The sequence below is a fragment of the Rahnella sp. 1L-D-7-B-C2 genome (assembly GCF_057290995.1).
Genome location: NZ_JBXAVQ010000006.1, coordinates 253,568 through 274,639, shown reverse-complemented (window position 1 = coordinate 274,639; position 21,072 = coordinate 253,568). Strand labels below are relative to the sequence as shown.

Here is a 21,072-nt window from a genome sequence, read left to right as displayed (position 1 = left end):
TCGGGTCTCTCAGTTTCCCGGCCATTATCGATCATAAGCGGGTAAAACGTAAGCCATGACCCCTACATTAAATGTAAGCGGCCTGCAACTTCAGCCATGAGTACTTTTAGTTTAGCTGAAATCATCGTTGTCGCGACCCTGTCGCGAAGCCTACCCCACCATTAAGACTGAAAACGCCATATTGCACAATACATTATGGCGCTTTCCAGGTTTGCGATTTATTTCTTCTTACAGCTTGGATTCAACCCAGGCCTCTACGGTAGCCAGAGCCGCCGGTAAAGCCTGAACATCGCTTCCCCCTGCCTGTGCCATGTCAGGACGACCACCGCCTTTGCCGCCCACCTGCTGGGCAACAGAAGCAATCAGATCCCCTGCTTTGACACGATCAGTCAGATCTTTGGTCACACCGGCAATCAGGCTGACTTTATCGTCAGCGATGGTCGCCAGTACAATGATCACTGACCCTAACTGGTTTTTTAGATCATCAACCATCGTACGCAGAATTTTAGGCTCTACGTTATCCAGCTGACGAACTAACAACTTAACGCCTTTCACTTCTTTGGTCTGACCCGACAAGGACGCACTTTCCTGCGCAGCTTGCTGGCCTTTCACTTGCTGAAGTTCTTTTTCCAGCACGCGTGAACGTTCTATCAGGGAGCGGATTTTATCGGTGATACTGTTCACATCACCTTTCACCAGATGCGCGACATCTTGCAGCAAATCGCTTTGCTGATGCAGTGCATTGATGGCGTTTTCACCGGTAATCCCTTCGATACGACGGATACCCGCAGCGGTGCCGGATTCGCTTTGAATACGGAACAGGCCGATATCGCCGGTACGGCTGGCGTGCGTACCGCCACACAGTTCGGTAGAGAAATCACCCATGCTCAGCACACGGACGCTGTCTTCGTATTTTTCACCGAATAGCGCCATCGCACCTTTTTCCTTCGCTTCATCCAGATCCATGATGGTGGTCTGAATAGGCAGGTTACGACGAATTTGTGCGTTGACCAGATCTTCGACCTGACGAATCTCTTCGGGTTTCATCGCTTCAAAATGTGAGAAGTCGAAACGCAGATAATTGTCGTTAACTAAAGAACCTTTCTGCGCGACGTGCTTGCCCAGCACCTGACGTAATGCCGCGTGGAGTAAGTGAGTCGCAGAGTGGTTGAGACGAATACGGTCCCGGCGTGCTGCATCCACTTGTGCTTCAACGCTATCACCGACGCTCAGTTTACCCACGTTCAGCGAGCCCTGATGTCCGATAGCTTTACCGTACTTCTGGGTATCGGAGACATTGAAGACGCCAGATGCAGTTTTCAGGATGCCTTTATCACCCACCTGTCCACCGGATTCGCCATAGAATGGCGTATCATCCAGCACCACAATAGCGTTATCGCCTGCCTGAATTTCATTGACTGACTGACCGTCGATGAACAACGCGACCACTTTGGAATGGCGCTGCATATGTTCGTAGCCAGAGAACTGAGTGACGCCGTCCACACGAACCATGCTGTTGTAGTCTGCGCTGAAGCCGCTGGACTCACGAGCACGACGACGCTGAACTTCCATCGCCTTTTCGAAACCGACTTCGTCCACTTTCAGATTGCGCTCACGGCACACGTCAGCGGTTAAATCCAGCGGGAAACCGAAGGTGTCATACAGACGGAAAGCAATTTCGCCATCCAGGGTGTCGCCGGTCAGTGAGGACAACTCGTCGTCAAGCAAGGCCAGACCACGCTCCAGAGTACGGGCAAACTGCTCTTCTTCGGTTTTCAGCAGTTGCTCAACCATCGCCTGCTGCTGTTTCAGTTCTTCTGCCGCCGGGCCCATCACCTCAATCAACGGAGCAACCAGTTTATAGAAGAAGGTGTCTTTCGCGCCCAGCATGTTGCCGTGACGGATCGCGCGGCGAATGATACGACGCAGCACATAGCCACGGTTTTCATTTGAAGGGATCACGCCGTCAGCGATCAGGAATGCGCAAGAACGGATATGGTCGGCAATAACGCGCAGAGATTTGCTGGTCAAATCGGTCGCGCCAGTGACTTCAGCCACAGCGGCGATCAGTTTCTGGAACAGGTCGATGTCGTAGTTTGAGTTCACATGTTGCATAACAGCGGTGATACGCTCAAGCCCCATTCCGGTATCTACGGACGGTTTCGGTAGTGGCAGCATGGTGCCGTCAGACTGACGGTTAAACTGCATGAACACGATATTCCAGATTTCGATGTAGCGGTCGCCATCTTCTTCAGCAGAACCCGGAGGGCCGCCCCAGATGTGGTCGCCATGATCAAAGAAGATTTCGGTGCAAGGGCCGCAAGGACCGGTGTCACCCATCTGCCAGAAGTTATCAGAAGCGAACGCACCGCCTTTATTATCGCCGATGCGAATAATGCGTTCTTTTGGAACACCGACTTCTTTTTCCCAGATTTCAAATGCTTCGTCATCCGTCTCATAGACAGTGACCCACAGCTTTTCTTTCGGCAGATTGAACCAGTTTTCGCCGGTCAGTAATTCCCAGGCGTAGTTGATTGCATCATGCTTGAAGTAATCGCCGAAGCTGAAGTTGCCCAGCATCTCGAAAAAGGTGTGGTGACGTGCGGTATAACCGACGTTTTCGAGATCGTTGTGCTTACCGCCCGCGCGTACGCAACGCTGAGACGTAGTGGCACGGCTGTAATCGCGTTTATCCAGACCGAGGAAAACGTCTTTGAATTGGTTCATCCCGGCATTGGTAAACAACAGTGTCGGATCGTTTGTCGGAACAAGCGAACTGCTTGAAACAACGTTGTGTCCCTTGCTCTGGAAGAAATCGAGAAACGCTTGACGGATCTCAGCGGTGCTCTTGCTCATAAATATCCCGGAATCATGCTGGAAGAACGGCTCTTGAGCCGGATAACGCTGCATAGAGCAGCGATCTGTACAGCTCACGAACGAAAAAGTGCGGATAAGATAAAATTTCTGCGCGGGGAAGTAAAATACCGTATGCGGTCAATCGTCAAAATCGCGATAAATAGACTGTATTTCTTCCTGAAAGAAGCCGCGATAGAGCAAATAACGCAGAACTTTTGATTTTTCTTTCCAGTCAGTAGGCAAATCCTCACCAAATTTTCTGACTGCCAGTTCGCGCGCCAGAATACACCAGTCGACCTCGGTATTTTCCAGTGCCGTCGTAATGATTTCTTTATCGACACCTTTTTGCATCAATTCCGAACGGATACGCTGAGCGCCATAGCCTTTGTTACTGCGCCCGGAAATATAGCGGTCAGCAAATTTGGCGTCATCCAGCCAGTGATGCTGATAGCAATAGTCGATCACTGCCTGCACATGTTCTTCAGGGATCTCTTCCGGCACCGGACGCGGTTCGGGCTTAGCTCTGACAATATCTTCCTCCGCGAACTCATTCTGCGCCGGTCGCTTGCGAGATGACCAGCTACTTTTCTTGTTCGCCGGTTTAACGAAAGGCACCGGTGGTGTACGCAACTTCTTACGCAGCTCCATCTCGCCGTGGTCGCGCTGTGAAAGCAGACGCATCGCACGGTTCATCAGCGAATTGATCTTCGCCGCGTCCGCATCTTTCTCCTGAGGGGAAAATAGCGAGGATGCGGCGCTTTCCTGTTCTACCTGTTCGAGCAGCTTTTGCAGATCAATGGTATTTCCATTGGGTGCTTTTTCATCGGACATGAGTGACTCCCCTGATGCGAAAAATGCCAGCCTGGAAACCAGGCTGGCATTTTTTCGACAACATTTTTTTTTGAAAGTGAAGAGCAAGAGCCCTGCTATCAGATACCGGCGAAATTAAAACTCTTCGCTGGTTTCCATATCGTCGTCTGCAAGTTCTGCGGTGGTGGCAGCGGCCAGTTCACCAGTACCACTCAACAACATATCACGCAGTTTCTTATCCAGCTCAGCAGCGATTTTCGGGTTTTCTTTCAGATAATTGCAGGAGTTAGATTTACCCTGACCAATCTTCTCACCGTTGTAGCTGTACCATGCGCCGGCTTTCTCGACCAGTTTGTGCTTAACGCCCAAATCGATCAGTTCACCGTTAATGTTGATGCCTTCACCGTATAAGATCTGGAATTCAGCCTGTTTGAAAGGCGCAGCGATTTTGTTCTTCACAACTTTCACGCGCGTTTCACTACCGATCACCACGTCGCCTTCTTTGATAGCGCCGATGCGGCGAATATCCAGACGCACAGAGGCATAGAATTTCAGCGCGTTACCACCAGTGGTGGTTTCCGGGTTACCGAACATCACACCAATTTTCATACGGATCTGGTTGATGAAGATCAGCAAGGTGTTGGCGTTTTTCAGGTTACCGGCAAGCTTACGCATGGCCTGGCTCATCATACGTGCCGCAAGGCCCATATGAGAGTCACCGATTTCGCCTTCGATTTCTGCTTTTGGCGTCAGTGCAGCAACGGAGTCGACGATGATAACGTCGACTGCGCCTGAACGGGTCAGCGCATCACAGATTTCCAGAGCCTGTTCACCGGTATCTGGCTGAGAACACAGCAGGTTGTCGATATCGACGCCCAATTTCTTCGCGTAGATAGGATCAAGCGCATGTTCTGCATCGATGAACGCACAGGTTTTGCCTTCGCGCTGTGCGGCAGCAATAACCTGAAGGGTCAGCGTCGTTTTACCGGAAGATTCCGGGCCATAAATCTCAACGATACGGCCCATCGGTAAACCACCGGCGCCTAACGCGATATCCAGAGACAAAGAGCCGGTAGAGATCGTTTCCACGTCCATAGAGCGATCTTCACCCAGACGCATGATGGAGCCTTTACCGAATTGCTTTTCAATCTGGCCCAGTGCTGCAGCTAACGCTTTTTGCTTGTTCTCATCAATAGCCATTTTTACTCCTCGTCTGATACAGGGGAACATCCCGCCTGCATCACTGAATATAATTTATGTACAGGTAATTGGCAGTAATTATACTGTATGCTCATACAGTATCAAGCCTAATTTTGCAGAAACTCAAACAATGCGGTTTGTAGCGCAAAAACAGCAGCTTGCAAACGCACCGCTTCGCGATCGCCGGAAAACTGTTGTTTCGCAGTTACGATACGCCCGTCTCCTCCGGCGAAACCAAACCATACGGTGCCGACCGGTTTTTCTGTCGAACCGCCGTCAGGCCCGGCAATGCCGCTGACCGACAAGCCGATGTCCGCTCCAGCCGCGTGCAGAACGCCCTGCGCCATTTCGCGAACCACCTGTTCGCTCACCGCGCCGTACTGCTCAAGCGTCGCCTCGGAAACCCCGAGCAGCTCATGTTTGGCGGCATTACTGTACGTCACAAATCCGCGGTCAAACCACGCTGAACTTCCGGCAATATCCGTGATGGCTTTGGCAATTAATCCCCCGGTACAGGATTCCGCACAGGTGATCCACAGCCCTTGCGCCTTTAGCTCTGAACCGATTTCCACACTCAGTTCATGTAAACGTTGTTCGGTCATCTTCCCTCCTGACGGTTCAGTTGAAACTCTCCCGATGTTAGCATTTCTCTTTCAATCTGTGAGTCCCAACGCAGTTATTTGCGCGATGCCTTCAGAATTAAGATAAAAAGCAAAAATAAGGGCCGCACCATGCGACCCTCAGAAGAAATCACGGCCGGTTCATCGTGCCGCTTTCACTGCCTGCCCCAGTTGCCATACCGCCATTGCATAATGCACGCTATGGTTGTAACGGGTGATGGTGTAGAAGTTCGGCAGTCCGTACCAATACTGGTAATTCGTGCCCATATCAAGGCGCAGCAGGCTGGCTTCCTGATAATTTCCCAGTGAACCCAGCGGACTTAGCCCTGCAGCTTTCAGCGTAAAGAGCGGATACCTGGTCTTGAAGCCATTCTCAAGCAACGGCGCCTGACCGGCTGCCGGCACGGCTATTGGCGCGCCTTTGGTCCAGCCATGTGCTTTGAAGTAATTGGCCACGCTGCCGATGGCATCAATCGGATCCCACAGATTGGCGTGTCCGTCACCGTTAAAGTCCACCGCATAATCACGATAAGACGACGGCATGAACTGGCCATAACCCATCGCACCGGCGAAGGAACCGCGCAGACTCAGCGGATCGTCACCTTCACGACGCGACATCAGCAGGAAGGTTTCCAGCTCACCGGAGAAGTATTCAGCCCGACGCGGATACGCAAAGGATAAGGTCGCCAGCGCGTCAATAATGCGGGTTTTACCCATCACGCGGCCCCAGCGGGTCTCCACGCCGATAATACCGACAATGATTTCTGGCGGCACACCGTAAACCTGCTCGGCGCGCTGCAGCGCATCCTGATACTGATTCCAGAACACCACACCATTCTGCACGTTGTCCGGGGTAATGAATTTACTGCGATAACGGTTCCATGCGCCGTTCGGCACAGTCGACGGGCCACCAGACGGCGCCTGTTGATCCATCAATCTGAGCACAAAACCTAAGCGTTTAGTCTGCGCCAGCACATCGTGCAACTGCTGGCGGTCGAATCCATGTTCGCGGACCATTTTATCGACAAACTGATTCATCGCCGGATCGTAAGCAAAGTCACCGTTCTGAACTGCACCGGTATGTTCGGCCTGCAACAAAAAACCGCCGCTGGGTGCTGCATTAGTGCTGGCATTTCTTCCATCAGAGAAAGGGTTGCGTGGACCATCAGGCTGAGCCGGAGGCTTATTACTGCTACAAGCAGAAAGTGTTAAAACCAGGGGAAGAATGACAGCCAGGAGGCGCATCGGATATCCGTAACCATGCAATAAAAGAGGTGACGGTATGTTAGTGCATTATCAGAGCCGAAAAAACTGAAAATCGTCGTCTTTACAAGGAGGCTGACGATGCCTGTTTGCAGCGATTTGCGTGACGTTACGCATCTTCTGCAAGCAACGTGGTTTTTTACCTCTACTCACGTTAGGATCCGTTGTAAAGTCGTTGCATCAGGCGCTATGAGCCAACAGGATGAATAAAAATTGAATGAAATCAATCAAAAGAAAAACAATATGAGCGGACTGGAAGCCCACACGCCAATGATGCAGCAGTATCTGCGTCTTAAAGCAGAGAATCCGGAAGTTCTGTTGTTTTACCGTATGGGCGACTTCTACGAACTGTTTTATGACGATGCGAAACGCGCGTCACAACTGATGGATATCTCGCTGACCAAACGCGGTTCCTCTGCCGGTGAGCCGATTCCGATGGCGGGCGTGCCTTATCACGCTGTAGAAGGTTATCTTGCGAAGCTGGTACAGATGGGGGAATCCGTCGCAATCGCAGAACAGATTGGTGATCCGGCTCTGAGCAAAGGGCCGGTGGATCGCAAGGTGGTGCGTATCGTCACCCCAGGTACGGTGAGTGACGAAGCCCTGCTAAGCGAACGCCATGATAATCTGCTGGCTGCCATCTGGCAGGACGGACGCGGTTTCGGTTATGCAACGCTGGACATCAGCTCCGGCCGTTTTCGTGTCGCCCAGCCTGACGATCTCGAAACGATGGCCGCAGAGTTGCAGCGCACCAATCCGGCAGAGCTGCTGTACCCGGAAAGCTTTGAGGCGATGCCGCTGATTGCTTCACGCCGTGGTCTGCGGCGTCGTCCGATGTGGGAATTTGAGCTGGAAACAGCGAAACAACAACTGAATCTGCAATTCGGCACCCGCGATTTAAGCGGTTTTGGTGTTGAACAGGCCGCTCAGGCGCTGCGTGCGGCCGGATGTCTGCTGCAATACGTGAAAGACACCCAGCGCACCGCCCTGCCCCATATCCGTGGTGTCACCATGGAACGCCAGCAAGACGGCATTATTATGGATGCGGCCACGCGCCGAAATCTGGAGCTCACGCAAAATCTGGCCGGTGGCGTCGAAAATACGCTGGCAGCAGTGCTGGATCAGGCGGTGACGCCGATGGGTAGCCGTATGCTCAAACGCTGGATCCATATGCCGAGCCGCGACATCAAAATGCTGGCAAACCGCCAGCGCACAATTGGCGTATTGCAGGATATTACCGCGGATTTACAGCCAGTGTTGCGTCAGGTGGGCGACCTCGAACGTATTCTGGCGCGTCTGGCACTTCGCAGCGCACGTCCGCGCGATCTGGCCCGTATGCGCCATGCGCTCCAGCAGTTACCGGAAATCCGTGAGATTTTAAACGATACCGGCGCTGAGCATGTTCAGACACTGGTTGAACAGACTGGCGACTTCACAGAGCTGGTGGAATTGCTGGAACGCGCTGTGATCGAGAGCCCGCCAGTGCTGGTTCGCGACGGCGGCGTGATTGCGCCGGGGTATAATGCTGAGCTCGACGAATGGCGCGCGCTGGCCGATGGCGCGACAGATTATCTGGATCGTCTGGAAATCCGTGAGCGTGAAAAGCTGGGGCTCGATACGCTCAAGGTCGGATTTAACGGTGTTCACGGTTACTACATTCAGGTCAGCCGGGGTCAGAGCCATCTGGTGCCAATTCATTACGTTCGCCGCCAGACGTTGAAAAACGCCGAGCGCTACATCATTCCCGAACTTAAAGAGTATGAAGACAAAGTCCTCACCTCTAAGGGGAAAGCGCTGTCGCTGGAAAAAGCATTGTATGAAGAACTCTTTGATCTGCTGATGCCACATCTTTCCGCATTGCAACAAAGCGCCAGCGCGCTGGCTGAGCTCGACGTACTGAGCAATCTTGCAGAACGTGCTTATACGCTCAACTATGCCTGCCCGACCATGAGCGAAAAACCGGGAATAAACATTACCGGCGGACGCCATCCGGTGGTCGAACAGGTACTCAGTGAGCCGTTTATCTCCAACCCCCTGAACATGTCTCCGGCAAGACGGATGCTGATCATTACCGGCCCGAATATGGGGGGTAAGAGTACTTATATGCGTCAGGCGGCGCTGATCGTTCTGATGGCGCACATTGGCAGCTATGTACCTGCGGAAGCGGCAACCATAGGTCCCGTCGATCGTATCTTTACCCGTGTCGGTGCGGCTGACGATCTGGCTTCCGGCCGCTCGACCTTCATGGTCGAAATGACAGAAACGGCTAACATCCTGCATAACGCCACCGAAAACAGCCTGGTGCTGATGGATGAAATCGGTCGCGGCACCTCGACCTATGACGGCTTGTCGCTGGCATGGGCCTGCGCAGAAAATCTGGCCAGCCGTATCAAAGCCATGACCCTGTTCGCCACCCATTACTTCGAACTGACCACACTGCCGGAGAAAATGGAGGGCACGGTGAATGTGCATCTGGATGCGATCGAGCACGGTGACACTATTGCTTTTATGCATAGCGTTCAGGACGGCGCTGCCAGCAAGAGCTACGGTCTGGCCGTGGCCGCATTGGCCGGTGTACCACGTGATGTGATTAAACGGGCGCGTCAGAAACTTAAGGAACTGGAAACGTTGTCGAACAACGCCGCAGCCAGCAAGGTTGATGGCCCGCAGCTGGCGCTGCTGACAGAAGATGTCTCACCGGCGGTCGAAGCACTGGAAGCACTGGATGTGGATTCGCTATCGCCCCGACAGGCGCTGGAATGGATTTATCGTTTGAAAGAGTTGGTGTAAAAGCCGCAAAACGTGGATGTTGTTTATTGAAATAGCTGACATCAAAATAACAGAAATAAAAAACGGTGGGGATTAGCCCACCGTTCTTTTTGATGCCAAATTAGATGCTGTATTTATTGCCTAAAAGCGAATGACTCGCAGAGCACATTACTCACGGAACAGAGCTTCGATGCTCAGTCCCTGTCCCTGCAAAATCTCACGCAGGCGACGCAAACCTTCTACCTGAATCTGACGAACACGTTCACGTGTCAGGCCAATCTCACGGCCCACGTCTTCCAGCGTCGCTGCTTCATAGCCCAACAGGCCGAAACGGCGCGCCAGCACTTCACGCTGTTTTGCATTCAACTCGAATAACCACTTCACGATACTCTGTTTCATATCGTCGTCTTGCGTGGTGTCTTCAGGGCCGTTGTCTTTTTCATCCGCCAGAATGTCTAACAGCGCTTTCTCAGAGTCACCGCCCAACGGGGTGTCTACAGAGGTAATACGCTCATTCAGGCGCAACATACGGCTGACATCATGGACCGGCTTGTCGAGTTGCTCAGCAATCTCTTCTGCGCTCGGCTCATGGTCCAGTTTATGCGCAAGTTCACGTGCAGTACGCAGGTAAACGTTAAGCTCTTTCACTATGTGAATCGGCAGACGAATGGTACGGGTTTGATTCATGATCGCCCGTTCAATGGTCTGACGTATCCACCATGTCGCATAGGTAGAAAAACGGAATCCACGCTCAGGGTCAAATTTTTCAACCGCGCGGATGAGACCCAGGTTACCTTCCTCGATCAAATCCAGCAGTGCCAGTCCGCGATTACTGTAGCGGCGGGCAATTTTAACAACCAAACGCAGGTTACTTTCAATCATACGGCGACGCGAAGGGACATCTCCACGCAGCGCACGTCTTGCAAAATAAACTTCCTCTTCTGCTGTAAGCAGAGGGGAATAACCGATCTCACCGAGGTACAGTTGAGTTGCGTCCAGCACTCGTTGGCTTACAGTCTGCGACAACAACTCTTCTTCAGCGTCGTTATCGGCAGTCTCTTCGACTGTGGCTTTCTCGTCAAAGGCTTCAGCGCTGTTCTCATCGAAATCTACATCATCATGTAACTCGTTAACTTTCAGCGTATTCTGACTCATAAGCTGCTCCTACCCGTGGTCCCGAGGGCAGAATTCAAGACTCTGCCCGTGTTATCGCTGCGGAAGATAACGCAGCGGATTTACGGATTTCCCCTTGTAACGAATTTCAAAATGCAATCTTACTGAACTGGTTCCGGTGCTACCCATAGTCGCTATTTTTTGTCCCGCCTGCACTTCTTGTTGTTCCCGGACCAGCATTGTATCGTTATGTGCATAGGCGCTCAGGTAATCATCATTATGTTTGATGATGATTAGATTACCGTAACCGCGAAGAGCATTGCCTGCGTACACTACACGCCCTGAGGCGGTGGCGACGACAGACTGTCCGCGCGAACCAGCAATATCGATCCCCTTATTTCCCCCTTCAGAAGCTGAGAAATTATCGATAATTTTCCCGTCAGTCGGCCATTTCCATGTGGAAACCGGACCGCCATTATTTGTCGGAGTGGCAACGGGAGTACTGGCTACGGCAACAGGTGTGGTCGTGGTAACTACACCTGATGAAGGCAACATCTTACCTACATTCTGTTTACCAGAAGAATCAGAATACGTGGTAGTTGGTTGAGATGCAACCACAGAACCTGTGAGCATTCCCCCCGTCGGAACTTTCGGAACACCGCCATTCGTCGCGTCCGTAACGGCTAAAGATCCACCTGTGCTGGCCGCCGAAGAGACGTTGTTAATCTGGATATTTTGACCGACTTCCAGATTGTACGGCGCGGCGATATTGTTACGCGCAGCAAGGTCTCGGAAGTCGTTTCCTGTGATCCAGGCGATATAAAACAGGGTGTCCCCGCGCTTCACCTGATAGGTGCTGCCGCTATAACTGCCCTTAGGGATAGAGTTGTAGCTGCGGTTGTACACAATGTGTCCACCGGAGCCGATCGCAGGCGCGTTTAGCTGCGAGGAATTCGGAGTATTCTGACCTGTCTGACTACCGCCACCGCCGCCATTTACGCTGCTGATGGGTGCTGATGTGGTTGAATTGTTCGTACATCCCGCCATCCATGCACTGATAAACGTACAGACCGCAATGCGGCTTAGTGTTTTTATTGGGCTTCCCGTGCTCATATTTCCCCCGTTACGGCAATCTCAGAATAACGCTTTTACCACGCACACCGCGCCAGCTGGCGCTTTTCGTATCATTTCATACCGTGCGGGCAGGCAACACGCTCATTCAGGCCAATCCCCGAATGCGCGGTGCCATAAAAAACTGTAGTGGATGCTATCAACATAGCCAGTACAGCACCATATAACAGTTGTATTTAAATTTTAAGGGGTTAGTCCTGCAGAGTATCGCAATCAGGCCAGCTCGCCTTTCACCAGAGGGACAAAGCGGACTGCTTCAATTGTTTCGGCAGCGAACTCATCCCCGCGTCGGGTGATGCGTTGCAGGATTTGATTCTCTTCGCCGACGGGCAGGATCATGACTCCACCGTCATCAAGTTGTTGCAGCAAATCTTGGGGAATTTCAGGGGGTGCAGCAGTGACAATAATGGCATCGAAAGGTCCGCGCGAAGGCCAGCCCTGCCAGCCGTCGCCATGACGCGTAGAGACATTGTGCAAATCAAGTTGCTTGAGACGTCTCTTCGCCTGCCACTGCAACCCTTTTATCCGTTCAACCGAAAATACATGCTCCACCAGATGCGCCAGAATCGCCGTCTGATAGCCGGAACCGGTGCCAATCTCCAGCACGCGTGATGAAGGCTTAAGGCGCAGCAACTCGGTCATTCTCGCCACTGTATAAGGCTGGGAGATGGTCTGCCCGGAGCCAATCGGCAGCGCAGTATTTTCGTAGGCTTTATGTTGAAACGCCTCGTCGACGAAACGCTCGCGCGGCACGGCCTCAATGGCATGCAGCAATTTTTCATCGTGGATACCCTGCTGACGCAGCTGTTCCAGCAGGTTATACATCGGTTTATTCACCATTCGCGCTCACCCCGGCTTTTTCTAACCATGAGACGACGACATCCTGAGCCGCATAGGCGGTTAAATCCACCTGAAGAGGCGTCACTGACACATAACCTTGCGCGACGGCGGCAAAGTCCGTATCTGGCGCGACATCAAACTCATCGCCCGGCGGACCGATCCAGTATAAATCCTGCCCGCGAGGATCCTGCTGACAAAATACCTGTTCAGCCGGATGGCGGCTACCACAACGCGTGACGCGAATGCCTTTAATCTCCGACAAAGGCAGGTCCGGCACATTAACATTCAGAATTTTGCCAGTACGCAAAGGCTCGCGCGCCAGTGCCCTGAGAAGGCGGCAGGTGATGATGGCGGCGGTGTCGTAATGCTGGTGTCCGTCGAGAGAAACCGCCAGTGCAGGAAAGCCGAGATGGCGACCTTCCATAGCGGCGGCCACCGTACCCGAGTAAATCACATCATCGCCGAGATTAGGCCCGGCGTTGATGCCGGACACCACGATGTCCGGACGCGGACGCATCAGGCTATTGACGCCAAGATAGACACAATCGGTGGGCGTGCCGTTAATGACTGCGGTATCGCCATTGGGATAGGACTGAATACGTAACGGGCCGTCCAGCGTCAGCGCATTGGATGCGCCGCTGCGGTTGCGGTCCGGGGCGACCAGCGTCACCTCGGCGAATTCACGCAGCGCGGACGACAGCGCCTGAATGCCGGGAGCCAGTACGCCATCGTCGTTACTCAGTAATATCCGCATTGATTTCATCCAGATGCATCAGCTCGCGCACAACGCTCGTGGCGTAGCTGCCTGCCGGTAGCCAGAATTTGAGTTCCAGAGTGACGTCATCCCAGCGCTGCCAGTGCATTTGTAAAGGCTGCAACATAATGGCACGACGCGCAGGTTCGACTCTTTCGCGTTTCAGTAAAGAAAGTAGATCAGCCTGAGAGCTCAGGCAAGCCAGCTCGAATGCTTCGGCATCTTCCAGCGTCCCTAACGGGCCATCACCAGGCAATGGCGCTGTCACCAGCAACTCGCCGCTTTCTACACGCGGCAGCAGGGAGTCAAACTCTTCTGTTTTCGCGACAAACCAGCTGCCGCGTCCGCTGAGCTGCAAGGCATCGCCAAGCATTGCCTGACGCACCGTATTATCCGCCAGACGCTGGCTGGCGACGATGTTGAACATCGCGCTACGGCTGGCTGACAAATAGAAACTGCGCTTTGCTCGCTCTTTCGGACGGGCTTCGTTGGTTGCCCAGCGTTTCGCCTGCACCAGATTATTGCCGCCACGACCAAAGCGCTGTGTCCCGAAATAGTTCGGTACGCCTTGCTCTGCGACCTTTGCCAGACGGGTTTCCACATTCTCAATATCGCTTATCTGGCGCAGCACCAGCGTAAACGCATTGCCTTTCAGTGTGCCGATGCGCATTTTTTTACGATGGCGTGAGGCGCGGATTACCTCGCAACCTTCGAGATCAAACTGACTGAGGTCCGGATCGACTTTGCCCGGCAAATGCAGGCAAAACCATTGTTCGGTGACCGCATGCCTGTCTTTCAGACCGGCGTAGCTGACATCGCGCGGATGCACTTTGGCGAAACGCGCCAGTTGCTCGGCGACAAACTGCGTGTTGCAGCCGTTTTTGCGGATCCGCACTAACAGATGTTCACCCTCGCCGTCCGGCTCAAAGCCCAAATCTTCTTCGACGATAAAGTCTTCCGGATTGGCTTTTAACTGGCCGGTCGCCACGGGTTCGCCCAGCAACCAGGTGAGACGTGACATATCTATCATGCGGTAATCTTCCACAACATCATTCCTTAATCAGCAGGGCGACGGCTTCGCAGGCAATACCTTCGCCACGGCCGGTGAAACCCAGCTGTTCAGTGGTGGTAGCTTTCACGTTAACGTCGTCCATATGACACTGCAAATCTTCGGCCAGAAATACGCGCATCTGCGGAATGTGCGGCGCCATCTTAGGAGCCTGCGCGATGATAGTGATATCCAGATTACCCAGCTTGTAGCCTTTCGCACGGATGCGGCGGTACGCTTCGCGCAGCAGCTCACGACTGTCAGCACCTTTATAAGCCGGGTCGGTGTCCGGGAACAATTTACCAATATCACCCAGCGCCGCAGCGCCAAGCAGGGCATCCGTTGCCGCATGCAGCGCGACATCACCGTCGGAGTGCGCCAGCAAACCTTGCGGATAAGGAATACGCACACCGCCGATCACCAGCGGGCCTTCGCCGCCAAACTTATGTACATCAAAACCGTGACCGATACGCATTATGCGTTCTCCTCGTGGGATATGCGGGTTAAATAGAACTCAGCCAGTGCCAGATCTTCCGGCCTGGTGACTTTAATATTATCGGCCCGCGCTGGGACCAGCACCGGATGATAGCCACAATATTCCATTGCAGAAGCTTCATCAGTGACCACAGCGCCTTCATTAAGCGCACGGCGCAGGCAGATTTTCAGTAATTCGAGAGGGAAAAATTGGGGCGTCAGCGCATGCCAGAGATCCTGCCGGTCGACCGTGTGTGCGATAGCCTGCAAACCAGTTTCACCGCGTTTCATGGTATCGCGAACCGGGGCGGCGAGGATCCCGCCGGTCTTACTGCTCGTTGAAATCGCCAGCAAATTATTCAGATCATCAGGATGCAGACAAGGGCGCGCGGCATCATGCACCAGCACCCAGCCGCGTTCTCCGGCCGCGTCAAGACCCGCCATTACGGACTCTGCGCGCTCGCCGCCACCGGTCACTACCTGAATGCGGGGATCCTGAGCTATTGGCAGCGACGCGAACTGCGTGTCATGCGGGCTCAGGGCCACGATCACCTTTGTGACCTGGTCGTTGTGCAACAAAGCGCGGATCGAATGTTCTATCAGCGTTTTACCGCCGATAGAAAGATACTGCTTAGGACATTCTGCCTGCATACGGCTGCCAATTCCGGCAGCGGGTAAAACGGCAATGACCTTTGGAAGGGAAACTGCGGTGTGGCTCATGGCTATGGGTTCGGATTATTTTGCGAAAGATTGCTGCCCGGAGCGCGTTTATTGTCTGGCACCAGACGATAGAAAGTCTCACCGGGTTTGATCATACCCAGTTCGTTGCGTGCACGTTCTTCGATCGCTTCCTGACCGCCGTTTAAATCGTCGATTTCAGCGAATAATTGGTCGTTACGTGATTTCAGTTTGCCGTTGTTGACCTGCTGCACTTCAACGTCATCGTTCACACGCACGTAATCATGAATACCATTCTTGCCCAGCCACAGCGAATACTGTAACCAGCCAAGTAAAATCAGTAACAGCAGTGTTAGTTTGCCCATCCCCGCCCCCTAAAAAAGCCGGGCAATCATCCCACAACTTTCCTTCTGACTCCACTGTGGCAGGATAATTGCCGTTGAGATTCAGACTTACGCACGCAATTATGGGTGAGAATGACACAATGGGTTACATCGTGGAAAAGAATTGCCGGAAAAATCGCCAGTCAAAAGAGATAAAAAAGGATCCTTGCAGGATCCGATACAGAGTTTTTTCCCCTCACCAGCCGGAGAGGAATGAGAATACGGTCCAGAACAGGCCGATGACGCAAACGCCGGTGGCGACGGGAGTTTTGAACCAGCCACCGCGAAAAAGCATGCTGAAAGCAATACCGATAAGCACCGACACCGGCATCAGCGCCAGGAAGAACGGCCAGGTATAGAGGAGAAAAAACAGAGTATTCGAGCCGTACACCCAAAAAGGGATCGCCAGCGCCAGCCAGTAACAAGCGAAACCAATAGATCCCCCCAGCACGGAGTAGGACGGATCGTCGTTTTCTGCACTGTCTGTGGTCTGCGCTAACCGCAGCACGGGCGGGTGTTCCGCCCTGATACGATCGAGGCGGATACGACTGACCAGTCTGCTGAGTAAAGCCTGCATAGGTGATCCCTGTGTTCAGTGTAAACCGGCACGCTCTGTGGCGTTTGGCCGGCAACATTCAGGGATTGATAATACCGCGCCGGCGCATCACATCTAATAATTGGGGAACCAAATGTGTTACCAATTGTTCACCTTCAAGATGCACATCCGGCGCTTCTGGCGGCTGATATTCAGAGTCGATACCGGTGAAGTTTTTCAGTTCACCGGCACGCGCTTTTTTGTACAAACCTTTCGGATCGCGCGCTTCGCAAACTGCCAGAGGCGTATCCACAAACACTTCGATAAACTGTTCGTCCTCCAGCAACTCGCGCACCATATCGCGCTCGGCGCGATGCGGTGAGATAAAGGCAGTCAGCACAACCTGTCCGGCATCCACCATCAGTTTGGCGACTTCGCCGACGCGGCGGATGTTTTCACGGCGATCGTCATCGGTAAAACCCAGATCGCGGCACAGTCCGTGGCGGACATTGTCGCCATCAAGCAGATAGGTGCTGACGCCCAGCGCGTGCAGCGCCTGCTCCAGCGCACCAGCGACAGTGGATTTCCCCGAGCCCGAAAGCCCGGTGAACCAAAGTACCGCCCCGCGGTGACCATGCTGCTTTTCGCGATCCGCACGCGTGATGGCGTGAGGATGCCAGACGACGTTCTCATCTTTTAATAAAGCACCATCTTTCAGTAATTGCGGATCCTGAGACGCCATCTTATTTGCCACCGAGCAGGTCGCGTGCGCCCCAATGTGGGAAGTGGCGGCGAACCAGACTGTTCAGCTCCAGCTCAAAGGCGCTGTATTTGTCAGACTCTTCATACACCTGTTCCAGTGCTTCGCGTACCAGACCGGCACCCACGGTGACGTTCGTCAGACGGTCGATAAAGATCATGCCGCCGGTGACCGCATTGCTCTGGTAGTTATCCAGCACCAGCGGTTCGTCGAAGGCCAGTTCGACCAGACCGATACCGTTGAGCGGCAGGTTTTCCACCACGCGCTGCGTCAGTGAGTTAATCTCAACCTGATATTCAATGTTCTCCACGCGCGCACGGGCTTTCTTGCCGCCAACTTTAATGTCGTAGCTCTGGCCGACGCTCAGCGGTTGCTCCGCCATCCACACCACGTCGACTTTGGCATTCTGCACCGGTTTCACGGTTTCATTCGCATCTACAAGCGTATCGCCACGGCTGATATCGCGCTCATCCGCCAGCACCAGCGTAATGGCCTCGCCCGCCCAGGCTTCCTGCAAATCTCCGTCGAAGGTCACAATGCGTGCGACGGTAGACTCCACGCCAGACGGCAGCACTTTGACTTTCTGCCCGACGCGAATCGAACCGGACGCCAGCGTACCGGCATAACCGCGGAAATCGAGGTTAGGACGATTCACGTACTGCACCGGGAAACGCATTGGCTGCTGTTCGCGGATATTGATTATGTTGACGGTTTCCAGCACGTCGAGCAGTGTCGGGCCGGTATACCAGCTCATTTTCTCGCTTGGTGTGGCAACGTTGTCACCTTCCAGTGCGGAAAGCGGCACAAACTTGATGTCCAGATCGGTCGGCAGCTGCTGCGCGAAATCCAGATAATCTTGTTTAAACTGCTCGAATACGGTTTCGCTGTATTCCACCAGATCCATTTTATTCACGGCAACCACCAAATGGCGGATCCCGAGCAGTGTGGCGATAAAGCTGTGACGACGGGTCTGATCCAGTACGCCTTTACGGGCGTCGATCAGCAGGATCGCCAGATCGCAGGTCGAAGCTCCGGTCGCCATGTTGCGGGTGTACTGCTCGTGCCCCGGCGTATCTGCGATGATAAATTTACGCTTCTCGGTAGAGAAGTAGCGGTAAGCCACATCAATCGTAATGCCCTGTTCGCGCTCGGCCTGTAAGCCATCCACCAGCAATGCCAGATCGATTTTTTCGCCCTGCGTACCGTGACGTTTGCTGTCGTTGTGCAGTGAAGACAGCTGATCTTCATAGATCTGACGCGTGTCGTGCAGCAGGCGGCCTATCAACGTACTTTTGCCATCATCAACGCTGCCGCAGGTCAGGAAGCGCAGCAGGCTTTTGTGTTGCTGGGCGTGCAGGTAAGCTTCAACGCCGCCCTGCTCCGCGATTTGTTGTGCAATTGCGTTATTCATTAGCTGCGGCTCCTCAGAAGTACCCTTGACGCTTTTTCATTTCCATAGAACCGGCCTGATCGCGGTCGATCGCGCGGCCCTGTCGTTCACTGGTGGTTGAGACCAGCATCTCTTCGATGATCTCCGGCAGCGACTGCGCTTCGGATTCAACGGCACCGGTCAGCGGCCAACAGCCTAACGTACGGAAGCGCACCATTTTCTTTTCGATAACTTCACCCGGCTGCAAATCAATGCGGTCGTCATCAACCATCAGCAGCATGCCGTCGCGCTCCAGCACCGGACGCGGCGCGGCCAGATATAGAGGAACGATTTCGATATTTTCCAGATAGATGTACTGCCAGATATCCAGCTCAGTCCAGTTGGAAAGCGGGAATACGCGAATACTTTCGCCTTTGTTAATCTGGCCGTTGTAGTTATGCCACAGTTCAGGACGCTGATTTTTCGGATCCCAGCGGTGGAAGCGGTCGCGGAACGAATAGATACGTTCTTTTGCGCGGGATTTCTCTTCGTCACGGCGTGCGCCACCGAAGGCCGCATCAAAACCGTGTTTGCTCAGCGCCTGCTTCAGACCCTCGGTTTTCATGATGTCGGTGTGTTTGGCACTGCCGTGGACGAACGGGTTAATGCCCATCGCCACGCCTTCCGGGTTCTTATGCACAATCAGCTCGAAACCATAGTTCTTCGCCGTCCGGTCGCGGAACTCGTACATCTCGCGGAATTTCCAGCCGGTGTCCACGTGCAGCAGCGGAAACGGCAGTGTGCCGGGGAAGAAAGCTTTGCGCGCCAAATGCAGCATGACCGAAGAATCTTTCCCGATGGAGTACATCATCACCGGGTTGGCGAATTCAGCAGCCACTTCACGGATGATATGGATACTCTCCGCTTCCAGTTGCCGCAAATGAGTCAGTCGTTTTTCGTCCATAACAGATCCTTTAAGCCAAATTCACAACCGACGGGCGTTGAGTGCCGTCAGTCTCAGGATGATGCCCAAACCACGCCAGTTGCTGATGAAGTGCTACCACTTCACCAATCACCAGCAACGCCGGCGTCGGCGCCTGTTGAGCCAGATGTTCAAGATTATCGAGCGTGCCGGTCAGCACCTGCTGATCCGCACGCGTTCCCCGGCCAATTACGGCAACCGGAGTATGCGCTGCGCGACCATGAGCAATCAGTTGCTGGCTGATTTCGGCCGCCTTGAGCGTGCCCATGTAAATCGCTAATGTCTGCTTGCCTTTCGCCAGCGTCTCCCACTGAATGCCGTTATCTTCCGGCTTACAATGGCCGGTCACGAATACCACACTCTGTGCGTGATCGCGGTGAGTCAGCGGTATACCGGCATACGCCGTGGCACCTGCCGCTGCGGTGACGCCGGGGACAACCTGAAAAGGAATGCCCGCCGCCTGGACGGCCTGTAACTCTTCGCCGCCGCGACCGAAAATAAAGGGATCGCCGCCTTTAAGACGCACGACCTTTTTCCCCTGCAGGGCCAGTTCGACCAGCAGGCGGTTGGTTTCTTCCTGGGCGACGGAATGACTGCCCGCACGTTTGCCGACACAAATCTTGTCGGCGTCGCGGCGCACCAGATCTAAAACTTCATCGCTGACCAGATAGTCGTAAAGCACCACATCGGCCTGCTGCATCACCTGAAGTCCACGTAAGGTGAGTAATCCTGCATCACCCGGCCCTGCGCCGACCAGCGTGACATTGCCGTTAAGCGAGATGTCTTCCGCGTTTTCTAACTGCTGTTGCAGTGCTTGTTCTGCTTCTGCGAGCTTTCCCGCAGAAGCGAGGCTGGCAAAGCGACCGGCAAAGGCCAGTTCCCAGAACCGGCGGCGGGCGCGCATCGAGGTGAATTGCGTTTTAACGCTCTCACGCCAGCGTCCGGCGATATCAGCCATCTGCCCGAGGCTGGTGGGCAGCAAGGTTTCCAGCTTCTCGCGCAACATACGCGCCAGCACCGGAGCTTTACCGCTGGAGGAGATCGCCACCACAATCGGCGAACGATCGACAATTGAAGGAAAAATAAAGGAGCATTTCGGCTGATCGTCGACCACGTTAGCCATGACGAAGCGCTGATTGGCTTGCTCGAAGACTTCCGCATTGAGCGCCGCATCATCGGTGGCCGCAATCACCAGGAACACGTTATCGAGCTGCTCCGGCAGAAAAGCCTGCGCGACCCAGCTGACTTCTGCGGCCTGTTTGCGTTGTTCCAGCTCGGGGGAAAGTGCCTGCGCGACTATCCGAACTTGTGCGCCCGCTCGCAGGAGAAGATCTATTTTGCGAGCAGCGACTTCGCCACCACCGACAACCAGCACCGGGCGTTGTTTGAGGTCGGCAAATATTGGTAGATAGTCCACAAAAACCTTAACTGATAACCAGAATGAATATCCCGACTATACGTGCAGGCAATAATTGATCTGAAATGAC

Annotated in this window: 19 protein-coding genes; 1 reads left to right on the top strand and 18 read right to left on the bottom strand. The window is 53.7% G+C overall.

Annotated features, from left to right (window positions below; genetic code table 11):
- Positions 1-228: 228 nt before the first annotated feature.
- From alaS to mltB, 5 genes are all read right to left on the bottom strand, one after another.
- On the bottom strand, positions 229-2,856 hold the full coding sequence (alaS, locus tag AC0Z7K_RS13000) for an alanine--tRNA ligase (protein WP_413530422.1): 2,628 nt from the start codon (positions 2,854-2,856) through the stop codon (positions 229-231).
- 138 nt (positions 2,857-2,994) lie between these two features.
- Entirely contained in the window at positions 2,995-3,561 is a 567-nt protein-coding gene (recX, locus tag AC0Z7K_RS12995) for a recombination regulator RecX (protein ID WP_485614789.1), read from the bottom strand.
- A 240-nt stretch (positions 3,562-3,801) separates the two neighbouring features.
- Complete coding sequence (gene recA, locus AC0Z7K_RS12990; protein WP_112164709.1) at positions 3,802-4,866, bottom strand: recombinase RecA; 1,065 nt, start codon at positions 4,864-4,866, stop codon at positions 3,802-3,804.
- 107 nt (positions 4,867-4,973) lie between these two features.
- A complete protein-coding gene (gene pncC / locus AC0Z7K_RS12985) occupies positions 4,974-5,468 on the bottom strand; it encodes a nicotinamide-nucleotide amidase (protein ID WP_485614729.1) in 495 nt (164 codons plus the stop codon).
- Between the two features lie 159 nt (positions 5,469-5,627).
- The gene (gene mltB, locus AC0Z7K_RS12980) at positions 5,628-6,731 is read right to left on the bottom strand and encodes a lytic murein transglycosylase B (protein ID WP_485614727.1); all 1,104 of its coding nucleotides are present in this window, start codon (positions 6,729-6,731) and stop codon (positions 5,628-5,630) included.
- Positions 6,732-6,992: 261 nt separating this feature from the next.
- Here mltB and mutS point away from each other — a divergent pair, with 261 nt between their 5' ends.
- The gene (gene mutS, locus AC0Z7K_RS12975) at positions 6,993-9,539 is read left to right on the top strand and encodes a DNA mismatch repair protein MutS (protein WP_485614726.1); all 2,547 of its coding nucleotides are present in this window, start codon (positions 6,993-6,995) and stop codon (positions 9,537-9,539) included.
- 147 nt (positions 9,540-9,686) lie between these two features.
- On the opposite strand, the gene rpoS is transcribed toward mutS, so the two are convergent.
- The 13 genes from rpoS to cysG all read right to left on the bottom strand — a co-directional run bounded on the left by rpoS (position 9,687) and on the right by cysG (position 21,002).
- Positions 9,687-10,673: an RNA polymerase sigma factor RpoS gene (gene rpoS / locus AC0Z7K_RS12970; RefSeq protein ID WP_056772811.1), complete on the bottom strand. Its 987-nt coding sequence runs from the start codon at positions 10,671-10,673 to the stop codon at positions 9,687-9,689.
- A gap of 51 nt (positions 10,674-10,724) precedes the next feature.
- Positions 10,725-11,744 (bottom strand): murein hydrolase activator NlpD, encoded by a 1,020-nt coding sequence (gene nlpD, locus AC0Z7K_RS12965; protein ID WP_413530408.1) that lies wholly within the window; start codon positions 11,742-11,744, stop codon positions 10,725-10,727.
- A gap of 231 nt (positions 11,745-11,975) precedes the next feature.
- Positions 11,976-12,602 carry a protein-L-isoaspartate(D-aspartate) O-methyltransferase gene (locus AC0Z7K_RS12960; RefSeq protein ID WP_413530407.1) on the bottom strand — a complete coding sequence of 209 codons (627 nt, stop codon included), beginning with the start codon at positions 12,600-12,602 and terminating at the stop codon, positions 11,976-11,978.
- Entirely contained in the window at positions 12,592-13,356 is a 765-nt protein-coding gene (gene surE, locus AC0Z7K_RS12955) for a 5'/3'-nucleotidase SurE (protein WP_485614725.1), read from the bottom strand. The genes AC0Z7K_RS12960 and surE overlap by 11 nt, the downstream gene beginning before the upstream one ends.
- Positions 13,337-14,383, bottom strand: a complete 1,047-nt coding sequence (gene truD / locus AC0Z7K_RS12950; protein WP_485614787.1) for a tRNA pseudouridine(13) synthase TruD — start codon at positions 14,381-14,383, stop codon at positions 13,337-13,339. Before truD ends, surE begins: the two co-directional genes overlap by 20 nt.
- Before the next feature lie 22 nt (positions 14,384-14,405).
- Complete coding sequence (gene ispF, locus AC0Z7K_RS12945; RefSeq protein ID WP_101078465.1) at positions 14,406-14,879, bottom strand: 2-C-methyl-D-erythritol 2,4-cyclodiphosphate synthase; 474 nt, start codon at positions 14,877-14,879, stop codon at positions 14,406-14,408.
- Entirely contained in the window at positions 14,879-15,598 is a 720-nt protein-coding gene (gene ispD, locus AC0Z7K_RS12940; protein ID WP_413530405.1) for a 2-C-methyl-D-erythritol 4-phosphate cytidylyltransferase, read from the bottom strand. Before ispD ends, ispF begins: the two co-directional genes overlap by 1 nt.
- Positions 15,599-15,600: 2 nt before the next feature.
- Positions 15,601-15,921 (bottom strand): cell division protein FtsB, encoded by a 321-nt coding sequence (gene ftsB / locus AC0Z7K_RS12935; RefSeq protein WP_413530404.1) that lies wholly within the window; start codon positions 15,919-15,921, stop codon positions 15,601-15,603.
- A gap of 214 nt (positions 15,922-16,135) precedes the next feature.
- On the bottom strand, positions 16,136-16,516 hold the full coding sequence (locus AC0Z7K_RS12930; RefSeq protein WP_485614724.1) for a DUF3561 family protein: 381 nt from the start codon (positions 16,514-16,516) through the stop codon (positions 16,136-16,138).
- Positions 16,517-16,574: 58 nt separating this feature from the next.
- Entirely contained in the window at positions 16,575-17,216 is a 642-nt protein-coding gene (gene cysC, locus AC0Z7K_RS12925; protein WP_485614722.1) for an adenylyl-sulfate kinase, read from the bottom strand.
- Between the two features lies 1 nt (position 17,217).
- The gene (cysN, locus tag AC0Z7K_RS12920; protein ID WP_485614721.1) at positions 17,218-18,645 is read right to left on the bottom strand and encodes a sulfate adenylyltransferase subunit CysN; all 1,428 of its coding nucleotides are present in this window, start codon (positions 18,643-18,645) and stop codon (positions 17,218-17,220) included.
- Between the two features lie 13 nt (positions 18,646-18,658).
- Positions 18,659-19,567 carry a sulfate adenylyltransferase subunit CysD gene (gene cysD, locus AC0Z7K_RS12915; RefSeq protein ID WP_112164698.1) on the bottom strand — a complete coding sequence of 303 codons (909 nt, stop codon included), beginning with the start codon at positions 19,565-19,567 and terminating at the stop codon, positions 18,659-18,661.
- Positions 19,568-19,577: 10 nt separating this feature from the next.
- Complete coding sequence (cysG, locus tag AC0Z7K_RS12910; RefSeq protein WP_485614719.1) at positions 19,578-21,002, bottom strand: siroheme synthase CysG; 1,425 nt, start codon at positions 21,000-21,002, stop codon at positions 19,578-19,580.
- Positions 21,003-21,072: the final 70 nt, after the last annotated feature.